Origin of the sequence: Pedobacter sp. ASV1-7 (assembly GCF_040203335.1) — a bacterium.
In the GTDB taxonomy this organism is placed as follows: Bacteria; Bacteroidota; Bacteroidia; order Sphingobacteriales; family Sphingobacteriaceae; genus Pedobacter.
The window spans coordinates 687,847-702,233 of record NZ_JBEHBV010000002.1 but is presented as its reverse complement, the minus strand read 5'-3'; the positions used below and the strand labels follow the sequence as shown (position 1 = coordinate 702,233).

Here is a 14,387-nt window from a genome sequence, read left to right as displayed (position 1 = left end):
ATGAAGCTTAAATCAATCCTTTCTTATATTTTGCTGATGCTTTCCACCATTGTTTATGCACAGCAGACAGAACGTTATTACCTATCCGGAACTGGTAACGATAATACTGTAAAATGGGACTTTTTCAGTACCGGGGGAATGAACTCCGGTAAATGGTCTACCATTGCTGTACCTTCAAACTGGGAACTGCAAGGTTTTGGAAAGTATGATTATGGTTTTGCAAAGGATAGCGTTAGAGGTAAGGAGCAAGGTTTATATAAGTATAAATTCAAGGTTTCAGACGGTTGGAAAGGTAAAAAGATAAATATTGTATTTGAGGGGTCGATGACTGATACTGAAGTAAAGATCAATGGTAAATTGGCCGGACCAATACATCAAGGGGCATTTTATGTGTTCAGCTACGATATAACCAGTTTACTAAAATATGGCATTGATAATTTGCTAGAAGCAAAGGTTTCCAAACATTCTGCTAACCAATCTGTAAATGAGGCAGAGCGCAAAGCCGATTTCTGGATTTTTGGAGGGATATTCAGACCAGTGTTTTTAGAAACTCTACCAGTTTCCCATATCGAAAGCGTAGCTATTGATGCAAAAGCAGATGGTCAGTTTAAAGCGGAAGCTTTTGTAAAAGGAAATGCCGATAAATTAACTGTTCAGTTGTATGCAGCTGATGGCAAGAAATATGGCGCATTATTAAGTTCAGATCTGAATAAAACTGCTTCAGATAAAAAGGGAACAGTTCCGCTAAGTATTTCAGGAAAGTTCTCAGCGCCAGAATTATGGTCGTCCGAGTTTCCAAACCTCTATACAGCAACTTTTACTTTATATCAGAAAAACAAAGTCGTACATACCATATCTAAAAAGATTGGTTTCAGAACTGTAGTGGTTAAACCAAGAGATGGAATCTTTGTAAATGGTGTTAAAATTAAGTTCAAAGGAGTAAACAGGCATTCATTCCGTCCTGCATCGGGCAGAACATTAAGTAAAAAGAACAGCATTGAAGATGTTGAGCTGATAAAAGCAATGAATATGAATGCGGTACGTATGTCGCATTACCCGCCAGATGGTCATTTCCTTGATGTTTGTGATTCACTTGGTTTGTATGTGATGGATGAATTAGCGGGATGGCATGGTCATTATGATACACCAACAGGCACTAAATTACTGAAAGAGATGATGAGTCATGATGTGAATCATCCGTCTATCGTGATCTGGGCAAATGGGAATGAGGGTGGTCATAATCGTGAGCTTGATCCTTTATTTGCACAGTTTGATATTCAGAAACGTCCTGTGATTCATCCCTGGGAAGATTTTAATGGTTTCGATACCCAGCACTACCGGGAGTATAATTATGGTATTGGTAACTACAGACACGGACATAGCATAGTGATGCCTACCGAGTTTTTACATGGAATGTTTGATGGTGGACATGGTGCGGGATTAGAAGATTACTGGAATGATATGTTAGTGAATCCTTTATCTGCCGGTGGTTTTCTATGGGATTTTGCAGATCAGGGGGTGGTACGGACTGATAAGAATAATATCATAGATGCAGATGGTAATCGTGGAGCGGATGGAATTGTTGGTCCATATCATGAAAAAGAAGGTAGTTACTTTGCAATTAAAGAGATCTGGAGTCCGGTGTTTTTTGAGCATAGGGAAATGACAGTTGGTTTTGATGGGGTATTCAATATCGAGAACCGATATCATTTTGCAAATTTGAATGCCTGTACGTTTGATTGGAAGCTAACTAACTTTAAAACTAAGGAAACGCTTAAAGGAAAAGCCCTGGCACCAGATGTTAAACCTTTGGAGAAAGGTAAGTTAAGTATTGCTTTACCTGCAAGCTGGACTGCCTTTGATGTATTGTGTATTACTGCAACTGATTTCCATGGTAAGGAATTATATACCTGGAGTTTCCCTATTACGTTGCCAGATAAAGAAGCCTTGGCAATGGTTAAAAAAGATGGTGCTGCCGCTGTAAAAATTCAGGATAGAGATTCATTGTATACCACTATTGCCAATGGAATTTCCTTGAGTTTTAGCAAGAAAACAGGGATTCTTCGGGAAGTAAGAAACGAAAAGGGAATCATCCCCTTTACAAATGGACCAATTGTACAACAGGGGGCAACGAATTTCAGGGACATCACATACCGTAAGGATGGAAAGAACCTGATCATTGAGTCTTCATTCGATAGAAAAGAAGCATACAATACATTACAATGGACAATCTATCCATCCGGTATGTTAAAACTAAACGTAAAATATTTCCCTGCAGAATATCTGACGAACTTTATTGGCCTGAACTTCTCTTTTCCGGAAGATCAGATTAAAGGAGTGGAATATATGGGGCGTGGACCACACAGGGTATGGAAGAACCGTATGAAAGGTAATGAGTTTGGCATATGGAAAAAAGATTATAACAATACTGAAACTGGTGAATCCTGGATATATCCGGAGTTTAAAGGTTATCATTCTAATATGTACTGGTGTAAATTCACCACGAAAGATCAGCCTTTTACCGTTATTACAGAGAATGAAGATATCTTTTTAAGGTTATTTAGTGCAGCCTGGAAAACTGATCAGTGGCATAATTATGAACCACATTTCCCATCAGGTGATATTTCTTTTATGCATGGAATTCCCGGAATAGGTACAAAAACACAGAGAAAGGACAGAACAGGTCCGATGTCGATGCAGAATATCTTTTATGATTATGAGAAAGAACCGGCAAGGGCATTGGATATGACATTGTATTTTGACTTTTTGCCAGGTAATTCAAATAAATAATACTTATATTTATATGAATGATAAATTCATATATAAATAATTCAGTTGATAAAGCTGCGCCAAATGATATTTAAACGATGTATTATTCTTACAGCATTTCTGACTTTTAGTCTTAATGTTGCTTTTGCTCAGGTGTCGCTGCAAAACCTCCGTACTGAATTGCTGCAAGAGCCTTTAGGGATAGATATACTAAAACCAAAACTAAGCTGGGAGATTCATTCTGCTCAGCGTGATGTGAAGCAGACTGCTTATCATGTGTTAGTCGCCTCTTCAGTCGATAAATTGACGGAAAAGGATGCAGATGTCTGGAATTCAGGTCTGGTAAATTCTGCAGCTTCGGTTTATAATCAATATGGGGGACAAGCTTTAAAGAGTAAAAACAAATACTACTGGAAAGTTAAAGTGACAACAACTAAAGGTGATTCTGAATGGAGCAAGACTGCTTCATGGTCAATGGGCTTACTGAATTATAAAGATTGGGAAGGTCGCTGGATAGGTTTCGATCGTTTTTTTCCATGGGATAGTCTGTCCGAAGGACGTTTATCTGCTCGTTATTTTAGAAAAGAGTTTACAACAGAAAAAACAGTAGCATCTGCAACTGCCTATATTATGGGGATGGGGCTTTATGAACTGTATGTCGACGGTAAAAAAATAGGTGATCAGGTTTTAGCTCCTGCGCCTACTGATTATACTAAGAATATAAATTACAATGCTTTAGATATTACTGAACACCTTAAGCAGGGCAAGCATGCTATTGGTGTGGTGCTGGGAAACGGACGCTTTTTTGCCATGCGACAGGCTAAGCCCTATAAAGTTAAAACATTTGGCTTTCCTAAGTTATTACTTCAGGTAATCATTAAATACACCGATGGCTCTACATTATCTATAAAAACAGATCATACCTGGAAAGGCACTGCAGATGGGCCAATTTTAGCCAATAATGAATACGATGGTGAAATATATGATGCCCGTAAGGAGTTTAAAGGATGGGCTGAACCGGGATTTAAGGAAGACAAATGGCTAACGGCTGAATATGTTCAGGAACCGGGTGGCACCTATCAGGCACAGATGAACGAACAGATGAAAGTGATGAAAAATATTGCTCCTGTTTCTATTACAAAGCGTGATAATGGTAGATATATCATTGATTTTGGACAGAATTTCGCTGGATGGGTTAAGTTTAATGTTAAGGGACAGGCAGGAACCAAAGTGTCAATAAAATTTGCAGAATCACTGGAACCAAACGGTGAACTTTTCAGAACAAATCTACGTGATGCCAAAGCTACAGATACTTATATCCTTAAAGGCGGGGGCTTAGAAACCTGGGCGCCAAGGTTTACTTATCAGGGTTTCCGGTATGTGGAGCTGAGTGGTTATCCTGGTGTTCCTCAGAAAAGTGACTTTACAGGTTGTCTGGTGTATGATGACATGAAAACAATTGGGACTTTTGAATCTTCCAATACATTGCTGAACCAGATTTTTAAGAACTCATGGTGGGGGATAGCATCCAATTATAAAGGGATGCCTGTTGATTGTCCGCAACGTAATGAGCGCCAGCCATGGTTGGGCGACAGAACTGTTGGTGCTTATGGGGAAAGCTTTTTATTCGATAACACCGCCATGTATAAGAAATGGCTTCAGGATATTAGATGTGCCCAGAAAGAAGATGGTGCAATTCCTGATGTTGCACCAACATTTTGGAGGTATTACAGTGATAATGTAACCTGGCCGGCAACTTTGCTGATGGTTTCTGACATGCTGTACAAGCAAACAGGCGATTTAGCTGTATTGCAGGAAAACTATCCGGCAGTAAAAAAGTGGATGGCTTATATGAAAGGCAGGTATATGAATGCTGAGGGAATTATTACCAAAGATAGTTATGGTGACTGGTGTGCGCCACCTGTAACTGCTGAAGATGGTAAAGGTGTAATAGCTGACCAGAAGCATCCGAGTGCTTTAATTGCTACTGCTTACTACTATCATCTGACTACCATGATGATCCGTTATAGCACTTTAACAGGGAATGGAGGAGATCTTGCTGGGTATACTGAACTAGCTTCAGATTTAAAAAAAGCTTTTAATCGTAAGTTCTACAATGCTCAGCGCTATTATGGTGATAAGTTAACAGATAATCTGCTGCCTGTTTATTTTGGTCTGACTGATGATGTTGAAAAGGTGAAAGTGTTGAAACATATTGAATACATCATTGTAGAAAAGAATAAAAGACATTTAAGTACAGGAGTTATAGGTACTCAGTTCCTGATGCGTACGCTTACTGAAAATGGCCGTGCTGACCTTGCTTATCAGATTGCTTCGCAAAAGACTTATCCTTCATGGGGATATATGATTGAAAACGGCGCAACTGCAATTTGGGAATTGTGGAATGGAAACACTGCAGCTCCTAAAATGAACTCGCAGAACCATGTAATGATGCTGGGCGATTTGCTGATCTGGTATTATGAAAACCTTGCAGGGATCAAAGCCGCAGAGCCTGGCTATAAAGAAATTATAATGAAGCCAGAATTAATTAAAGGGTTGGATGCTGTAAATGCTTCATACAATTCTGTTCATGGCCTGATTAAAAGCAATTGGACGAAGTCGGCAAAGGATTTTAAATGGAAAATTACTGTGCCTGCTAATACGATAGCAAGGATAAGTATTCCAGCTAAATCTGTAGCACAGATAAAGGAAAGCGGACAGAGGATCACTGCAAATGTTAAAGGTGTGAAATTTATACAAATGGAGGGTAGCAGAGCAGTCCTTGAACTGGGATCAGGCGATTATTCATTTGTAGCTGAACTATAAAAGAAAGATGATGAACAAAAAAATATATATACTAACTATTCTGATTGCCTTGTTAACGCTAAACGCTTCTGCGCAATCGCAAAAATGGCGTTCAGGAATAATAACGGATGAGTTTTTATATGAAAAGGCTGGGTTTCCGTCCTGTCATTCTGCAACCATTGCAGAAACTCCAACTGGTTTAGTAGCAGCTTATTTTGGTGGGACCAGAGAACGCCATCCCGATGTAGAGATTTACATCAGCAGACAAGTAAATGGTTCCTGGTTAGCGCCAGTTTCCGTAGCCAATGGCATACAAAATGATAGTTTAAGATTACCCACCTGGAATCCTGTTTTATACCAGGTGCCGGGTGGTGATTTAATACTTTTTTATAAAATTGGCCCTAAACCATCAGAATGGTGGGGATTAATGAAGACTTCAAAAGATGGTGGTATTACCTGGTCTGATGCTAAGAAACTACCTGAAGGTTATATTGGCCCTGTTAAAAACAAGCCGGTTCTGCTGAGCAATGGAAACCTGTTTAATCCATCAAGCACTGAAGGTAATGGCTGGAAAGTCCATTTCGAAGTAACGAAAGACAATGGTCAGAACTGGCGCACTGTAGGGCCGATCGCTGGTGGCGGGCTTGATGCAATACAACCAAGTATTTTAGATCATGGAAAAGGTAAGTTGCAGATATTAGCCCGAAGCAAAAATAGGGCACTTGTTGAATCCTGGTCTGCCGATAATGGGGAAACCTGGTCGCCATTAGCTAAAACCAATCTACCAAATAACAACTCTGGTACGGATGCTGTGACTATGAAAGACGGTCGCCATGTATTGGTTTACAACCATGTATTGCCTCCGGGAGATTTGGCAAAAGGGCCAAGAACACCTTTGAACGTATCAATTTCTAAAGATGGCAGGCAATGGTTTGCAGCATTAATTCTGGAAGATTCGCCAATCAGCCAGTATTCTTATCCGGCAGTGATACAGACATCAGATGGGATGTTGCATTTTATTTATACCTGGAGAAGACAAAAAATCAAACATGTTGTGGTAGATCCATCAAAATTAAAACTTAAAAAGATTGTAAATGGTATCTGGCCGACTGTAAAAGGATATAAAGCACCAGTACTTACCGAATTTAAAAACGAGGAATAACATTTAAAACGAGGAGTAATCTGATGAAGCGATATACTTTTTTTCTGGCTATTGGTTTTTCGCTGTTTTTAAGCGCTGCTATTGCACAAACTCAGAATTCCGACTTCTTGTACCGTATGCCGTTAAAAAAGGTCATAGTGGAGATAGAAAGTCGTTTTAACGTGAAGATAAAGTATAATGATGAACAGGTAAAAGACCGCTGGGTGAATTATGCCTTATGGCGCTTCAGACCTGATATTGATGAAACGCTGAATAATGTGCTTTTACCACTGGATATGAAGGTGAATAAAGAGGCAGCCGGTGTTTACAAGTTAAAGGATTATGAATATTACCGCTGGCAGGTACAGGAGGGGCAAAATACATTGGATCATCTGGCTACCCTCTATCATGATAAGTCAGGCTGGGAACAACGCAAAGCATTATTGAAGCCATTGCTGTATGAAGCCCAGCAATTATCGCCTTTACCTCCGAAACCATCATCAAAACCAATCCTGACGCCAAAAAGGGTGATGGATGGTTATACCATAGAAAATATTGCAATTGAAATATTGCCGGGGTTATATATAAACGGCTCTATTTACAAGCCTCTAAAAATTAAAGGAAAAATTCCTGTAGTGCTGAGTCCGGATGGACATTGGGCACAGCAGCGTTATCGTAAAGACGCCCAGATCCGCTGTGCAATGATTGCACGGATGGGGGCAATGGCGGTCAGCTATGACCTGTTTGCATGGGGTGAATCTTTGCTTCAGTTTAAGTCGGAAGATCACAGACGGAGCCTGGCTCAGACCATACAAACTTTAGGTGGTATCAGGATTCTGGATTACATGATTTCACTCAAAGAAACCGATAAGAGTAGGGTAGGGATCAGTGGAGGATCTGGTGGTGGAAGTCATACCGTGTTGATGGCTGCTATGGATGATCGTATTAAACTAAGTGTTCCGGTAGTTTCTTTATCATCTTCATTTTATGGTGGTTGTCCTTGTGAAAGTGGAATGCCTGTTCATCTCTGTGGTGGTGGGACTAACAATGTGGAGATTGCTGCAATGGCCGCTCCGAATCCACAGTTAGTAGTATCAGATGGTAAAGACTGGACGGTTTCAGTACCTGATCACGACATGCCTTTTTTGAAGAAAATATATGGCTATTATGGTCGGACAGACCTGGTGCAAAATATTCATTTACCTCTGGAAGGACATGACTTTGGTTTTTCGAAACGCAAGGCATTGTATGATTTTTTAATTGATCAGTTCAGGCTGAACGCTGCTGCGGTAAAGGATAAAAATGGTCAGTATGATGAAAGCAGATGTACGGTAGAAAAGGAATCTGCCATGTATGTATTTGGCGATAAGGGGGAACGTTTACCATCAAATGCCATAAAAGGATTTGAAAGTTTAGAAAAGGTATTTAACGAAAGCATTTCGAAATGAGCAAAATAGACAACAGACGTGAGTTTTTAGGGAAGCTAGGCTTGCTTACAGGTGGGTTGTTACTGAGCAGTCAGTATAGTCAGGCTTTTACCAGTATGATGCCGACTGATCATCATGCTCTGCAAGGCAAAAAGCAGCGCTATAAGGTTGCTGTAATAGATCTGATGATCTTAAAAAGGCAGAAATTAAGTGCTTTTGAACTGAGTAAGGAAATAGGTGCTGATGGTATTGAACTGGATATGGGTGGATTAGGTAACAGGGATACTTTTGATAGTAAATTAGCAGATCCTGTTCTGAGACAACAGTTTATAGATAAAGCCAGAGAACTGAATCTGGAAATCTGCTCGTTGGCTATGACTGGTTTTTATGCTCAATCATTGGCTACCAGGCCAACTTATCAGCAAATGATTGGTGATTGTATTAATACAATGAAAGCGATGAATGTAAAGGTTGCTTTTCTTCCATTGGGTGTACAGGGCGATTTGGTTAAGAACCCGGAATTAAGGCCGGCAATCGTAGAGCGGCTGAAGGTTGCAGGACACATGGCTAAAAAGGCGGGGGTAATCATTGGTATTGAAACTGCATTGGATGCTCGTGGCGAACTGCAATTGTTAAAGGACATAGGTTCAGCACATATTAAAAGTTATTTCAACTTTTCAAACGCTATAAAAAATGGCCGTGATATACATCAGGAGTTAAGAATTCTGGGCAAAAAGAATATTGTTCAGATTCATTGTACCAATGATGATGGGGTTTGGTTGCAGAATGACCCTAAAATTGACATGAAGGCGGTAAAAAGAACATTGGATGATATGGGATGGAGAGGCTGGCTGGTTGTTGAACGTTCAAGAGATGCTACAAACCCAAGAAATGTAAAATGGAATTTTACTGCAAATACTACTTATGTAAAGTCTGTTTTTCAATAATTTAAAGAAAATGAACAACACTTTGAAATCATGCTTATGGGCATTGGTTCTGGGATTGCTATTTAATAATTCCGACCTGTTGGCTGCAGATATCTATGTTTCCTTAAAAGGATCAGATAGCAATGCAGGTACAAAAGCGAGGCCGGTAGCGACATTAAATAATGCACTACGTAAGGCTCGTGAAATGAGACGTTTGAATGATCCGGCAGTGAAAGGGGGGATTAATATTATTATCGAAAATGGTTTTTATCAATTGAATGAACCGGTAGTGATAAGGCCTGAAGATTCAGGTACCGCAGAGAGTCCGACTATTATTAAAAAAGCTGCGGGAGCAGAGGTTGTACTAAGTGGTGGAATTTCAATTTCCGGATGGAAAAAGCTGTCAAAAGTAGTGCGAGGGGTACCAGATCATATTAAAGAGAAACTTTTGGTGGCCGATGTATATGATCTGAATAATAGTTATTTAGAATTTAGGCAGTTGTGGATTTATGAAAAAAAGGCAATCAGGGCTAAGGATTTCAATTCTGATAAAATGGGCCGCATTCTGAGTTGGAATTTTCCCGCAAAAACCTGCAAGATCCCTCTGCCAGCTTTAAAAAGTATAAGCAATTTCGAAGAGATTAAAGGCATGGAAATGGTCATTCAGCAATGGTGGGCCATCGCCAATCTGCGCATAAAATCTGTAAAAGTTAAGGGCAATGAAGCGGAATTAAGTTTTATGGAACCCGAAAGCCGTGTACAGTCAGAGCATCCCTGGCCAGCGCCATGGATTTCTGAGAAGACCGGCAACTCACCTTTTTATTTAACCAATGCCATTCAGTTTTTAGATGAGCCGGGCGAGTGGTATGAGGATCTGAAGAATGGCAAGGTTTATTACTGGCCAAGGGCTGGCGAAAATATGAATACTGCTAAAGTGATTGCGCCATATCTGGAAACTTTAGTTAAAATGGAGGGAACTATTGATCATCCCGTTTCATATGTGTTCTTTCAGGGCATTTCCTTTCAGCATGCAGGTTGGTTAAGGCCTTCACATTTTGGACATGTACCGCATCAGGCAGGTATGTATATGCTGGATGCTTATAAACTTAAGATACCAGGTACGCCTGATAAAAGCGGACTGGAAAACCAGGCCTGGGTTGGTCGCCCGGCAGCGGCTGTAGAGGTTAGTTATGCCCATCATACAGGTTTTGAAGATTGCAGATTTGAGCATCATGCTTCAACCGGACTGGATTATCAAAGAGGTACTTATAGTAATGTAATTAAAGGAAATCTTTTCAGGGATATTGGTGGTAGTGGTATATTGGTGGGCACATTTTCTGATGAAGCTACAGAGGTGCATTTACCTTATAATCCAAAAGATGAAAGAGAAATTTGTACCAATGAAACGATTACCAATAACCTGATAACAGATGTGACTAATGAGGATTGGGGTTGCGTAGGGATAGGTGCCGGTTTTGTAAGAGGTATCACTATAGCACATAATGAAATCAGCGATGTAAGCTATTCTGGTATCAGTATGGGCTGGGGCTGGACCAGGACGATAAATGCCATGCGCAACAATACCATTACCGCCAATAAGATCCATCATTATGCAAAATACTTATACGATGCAGCGGCAATTTATACGCTTTCGGCTCAGCCCGGATCGGTGATCTCAGATAACTATATTGACAGCATTTATAAAGCGCCATATCCTCATGATCCGGAGCATTGGTTTTACCTGTATACAGATGAAGGTTCATCGTATTTTACAGTGAAGAATAACTGGACGCCAGCAGAAAAATACATGCAGAATGCGAATGGCCCGGGGAACGTCTGGACGGGCAACGGTCCTAAAGTTATAGACAGTGTTAAAGTTAAAGCTGGGCTTCAAAAGGATTATATTTATTTGCTGAAAAACAGTTCAGTAAATAAATATGACCAGCCGCTTAATAGCGTTGAGTCTGGTAATGGAAATGAACTGGCAATAGAAGTTATACTTCCATCTAATGGGACGTCTTCAGCAGAATTGAACAAGCCTTTATTGATAGAAATTTGTAGAGAAAAAGGTATTTCTGCATCGGCCATTTATCAATGGAATAACCGGCTACTGGTGTATGCTTCTACTAATGAAGCCAATGGATTGATAAGGCAGATTAAAGCCCGGATTAATGGAGCCGAAACGAAGTTATATACCGATGTGTTTTACAAGTTTGAGCGTAAGAAGCATTGCGGTCAGGAGCCGGTTAAGGAATGGAATAACATTATTTTAAGTACAAACCTGGTGAGTGATGAGAAAATGCAAAAGGAATATCTGGATTATCATGCTACACAATTTGAAAAATGGCCTGAAGTAGCTAAGGGCTTTTGTAATGCGGATTTTCAGCAATTGAGAATTTTTAAGCATGGAAGACAACTTATGCTGGTGATCAGTATTCCTAAAGGTGCTGATCTGGATAAATTAAATCCACGAACTAGTTTGAATAATCCAAGGGTTGATGACTGGAATAATCTGATGAAGAAATACCAGGAGGGGATTGAAGGAACCAGACCGGGAGTGGTTTGGGTATTTTTTAAGAAATAATTAGAAATATAACATGTTAAAATTAGGAATATTAGGGCTTGGCGAAGGTCGCAGCACCATGTCTGCCGCCTTGGCAAGCCATAAATACCAGTTGGTGAAAATTTGTGATGCCAATGAGGAAGTATGTAAACAACGTGCAAAAGAGTTTGACTTCCCACACTATACGACCAGCTATCAGGAAATGCTGAATGATGCATCTATCGATGTGATTGCTATATATACCCCAGATCATTTGCACGCAGACCACGTTAAACAAGCGCTGTTGCACGGAAAGCATGTGGTATGCACCAAACCCTTCATTGATGATTTGGGTAGGGCTAAAGAGCTGCTAGAGGTTTCTATGCAAAGTGGCAGGAAAGTGTTCGTCGGACAAAGCTCAAGGTTCTTTGAACCTTATAAACGTCAGAGGGCAGACTATACGGAGGGTGTCATCGGGGAGTTGATCACTGTTGAATGTCATTATAATGCCGATCATCGTTGGTTTTTAGAAAAGAAATGGGCTTTAGAAGCTTCTTTTAAATGGCTTTATGGTGGTTTAAGTCATCCTGTAGATTTCATACGTTGGTATCTGCCGGAGATAGAAGAGGTGATGGGGTATGGCATGATCAGTGCTAATGGTAAGAAAGCAGGATTGAAAAATGAAGATACCATGCACTTTATTTTCAAATCGACCGACGGACGTATTGCACGTGTGAGTGGTGCTTATACAGGGCCAATACAGCCTGCTTATCGTGAAAGCGAGATGAGTTGCGTGTTAAGAGGTACTGAAGGGGCTAGCCAGGCCGATTATCATGAGTTGCGTTATGCGGTAACAACGAATACAGGTGAAGAAAAACTGATTACCTGGGGAGATGCCAAATTAAAACACTTCTTCCGTTTTGAAGGGCAAAGCCATCATGCCGGAGAGTATCAGAACTACCTGGAATATTTTGCCGAAAGTATCGAAGACGATACAACCGCTTATCCCGATTTAAAAGAGGGAATAGGCACAATCGCTTTGTTACAGGCAATGGACAGGTCATTAAAGACAGGTCTTCCAGTTAAAATCAACGATATACTTAATGAATACCAGCTTTCAAGAGCTGACTTCGGACTTTAGAATCAATAGCTTAACCAAATTATAAACCTCAATGGGAAACATTGTAGAACGCTTAACCGGCCTGGATTACTTTATTGTAATTGCTTATCTGGTTATTCTAATCATTATCGGCTACAGGGCCAGTTTCTCGAAAAAGAAAAACGAGGATGAAACCCTTTTCCTGGCTAATAAATCTCTGGGATGGCCAAGTATTGGGTTTAATATGTGGGGCACCAATGTTGGTCCCTCTATGTTACTGGCATTTGCCAGTATCGGCTATACTACAGGTATTGTTGCTGTAAATTTTGACTGGTATGCCTTTGTATTCCTCTTTTTACTAGCCATTGTTTTTGCACCAAAATACCTTGCTGCCAAAGTAAGTACTATGCCTGAGTTTATGGGTAAAAGGTATGGCGACTCCACTCAGAATATCCTTGCATGGTATGCTTTGATTAAGATTCTGATTTCCTGGTTGTCCTTAGGGTTATTTGCCGGTGGCTTCCTTGTTCGTCAGATTTTAGGCATCCCCATGTGGCAATCGGTAACAGTACTTGTTGCTTTTGCAGGATTATTTACTTTTTTTGGTGGTTTAAAGGCTATTGCTAAGGTAAACGTATTTCAAATGATTCTGCTCATTGCAGTATCCTTAGCATTAACCATTTTAGGTTTGCACAAGGTAGGGGGACTTGAAATTTTATACAGTAAAACACCATCACATTATTGGAACCTGATCCAGCCTGCCAGTGATCCTAAATATCCATGGTATGCTATTTTATTAGGCTATCCTGTTGCTGCGATTGCCTTTTTCTGCACAGATCAGGCCATGGTGCAGTCGGTGCTTGGTGCTAAAAACCTGGAACAGGGACAGCTCGGAGTAAGCTTTATCGGCTGGTTAAAAATCCTTTCACTACCCTTGTTTATCATCACAGGTTTGTTGTGTTATGTGTTGTTTCCTGATTTAAAGGATCCTAATGAAGCCTATATGACCATGGTGACTAATCTGTTTCCACCAGGGATGAACGGGTTGGTTATTGTAGTGCTGATTGCCGTTTTGGTAGGTACCATTGGTTCCTCGTTAAACTCATTGAGTACTGTGTTTACTATGGATGTTTATGTGAAAAACATTAATCCACAGGCTTCTAATAAGCAAATCATACGAATGGGGAGAATATCTGTTATTGCAGGATGTGTTCTGGCGGTGATTGTTGTCCTGGCTATCGATAATATCAAGGGCTTAAATCTGTTCGATGTCTTTCAATCGATATTGGGTTTTATAGCACCACCATTATCGGTTGTGTTCCTGTTAACAGTTTTCTGGAAACGAACGACAAGAAAAGCAGTGAATTTTAGTCTTTCAATCGGATCGGCAATCAGTTTGAGCGTAGGGGTAGCTTATTTATGGGTATTTCCATCAGATCAATATGATTTCTGGCCACATTACCTCATGCTATCATTTTACACTTTTGCAGGTTTAATGATCATTGCTGTACTGATTTCTCTTCTTGATACAAACCCTACAGTTTATGAGGTCAACGAGTTAGATAAAAGTGTGATTGAGCAACCGACAAAACGCGTCTGGGTTTCCTGGGCCACATTGGCAATTGTTATGATTGCCTTATACTTATTTTTCAACGGACATTAATTTTAGCAGATAATT

Annotated in this window: 8 protein-coding genes; all 8 read left to right on the top strand. The window is 40.2% G+C overall.

All coding sequences use genetic code 11. The features are described 5' to 3' along the window. The 8 genes from ABDJ41_RS07810 to ABDJ41_RS07775 all read left to right on the top strand — a co-directional run bounded on the left by ABDJ41_RS07810 (position 1) and on the right by ABDJ41_RS07775 (position 14,372). Positions 1 to 2,790: a glycoside hydrolase family 2 TIM barrel-domain containing protein gene (locus tag ABDJ41_RS07810; protein WP_349785340.1), complete on the top strand. Its 2,790-nt coding sequence runs from the start codon at positions 1 to 3 to the stop codon at positions 2,788 to 2,790. Positions 2,791 to 2,853: 63 nt separating this feature from the next. Beyond that, entirely contained in the window at positions 2,854 to 5,595 is a 2,742-nt protein-coding gene (locus ABDJ41_RS07805; protein WP_349785339.1) for an alpha-L-rhamnosidase, read from the top strand. 7 nt (positions 5,596 to 5,602) lie between these two features. Beyond that, on the top strand, positions 5,603 to 6,736 hold the full coding sequence (locus tag ABDJ41_RS07800) for a sialidase family protein (protein WP_349785338.1): 1,134 nt from the start codon (positions 5,603 to 5,605) through the stop codon (positions 6,734 to 6,736). A 23-nt stretch (positions 6,737 to 6,759) separates the two neighbouring features. Continuing rightward, a complete protein-coding gene (locus ABDJ41_RS07795) occupies positions 6,760 to 8,163 on the top strand; it encodes an acetylxylan esterase (RefSeq protein ID WP_349785337.1) in 1,404 nt (467 codons plus the stop codon). Then, on the top strand, positions 8,160 to 9,089 hold the full coding sequence (locus ABDJ41_RS07790; protein ID WP_349785336.1) for a sugar phosphate isomerase/epimerase family protein: 930 nt from the start codon (positions 8,160 to 8,162) through the stop codon (positions 9,087 to 9,089). The genes ABDJ41_RS07795 and ABDJ41_RS07790 overlap by 4 nt, the downstream gene beginning before the upstream one ends. Before the next feature lie 10 nt (positions 9,090 to 9,099). Continuing rightward, positions 9,100 to 11,652 carry an L-rhamnose mutarotase gene (locus ABDJ41_RS07785; RefSeq protein ID WP_349785335.1) on the top strand — a complete coding sequence of 851 codons (2,553 nt, stop codon included), beginning with the start codon at positions 9,100 to 9,102 and terminating at the stop codon, positions 11,650 to 11,652. 13 nt (positions 11,653 to 11,665) lie between these two features. Next, the gene (locus tag ABDJ41_RS07780) at positions 11,666 to 12,751 is read left to right on the top strand and encodes a Gfo/Idh/MocA family protein (RefSeq protein ID WP_349785334.1); all 1,086 of its coding nucleotides are present in this window, start codon (positions 11,666 to 11,668) and stop codon (positions 12,749 to 12,751) included. Between the two features lie 31 nt (positions 12,752 to 12,782). Continuing rightward, positions 12,783 to 14,372: a sodium:solute symporter family transporter gene (locus ABDJ41_RS07775; RefSeq protein ID WP_349785333.1), complete on the top strand. Its 1,590-nt coding sequence runs from the start codon at positions 12,783 to 12,785 to the stop codon at positions 14,370 to 14,372. Positions 14,373 to 14,387 lie beyond the last annotated feature (15 nt).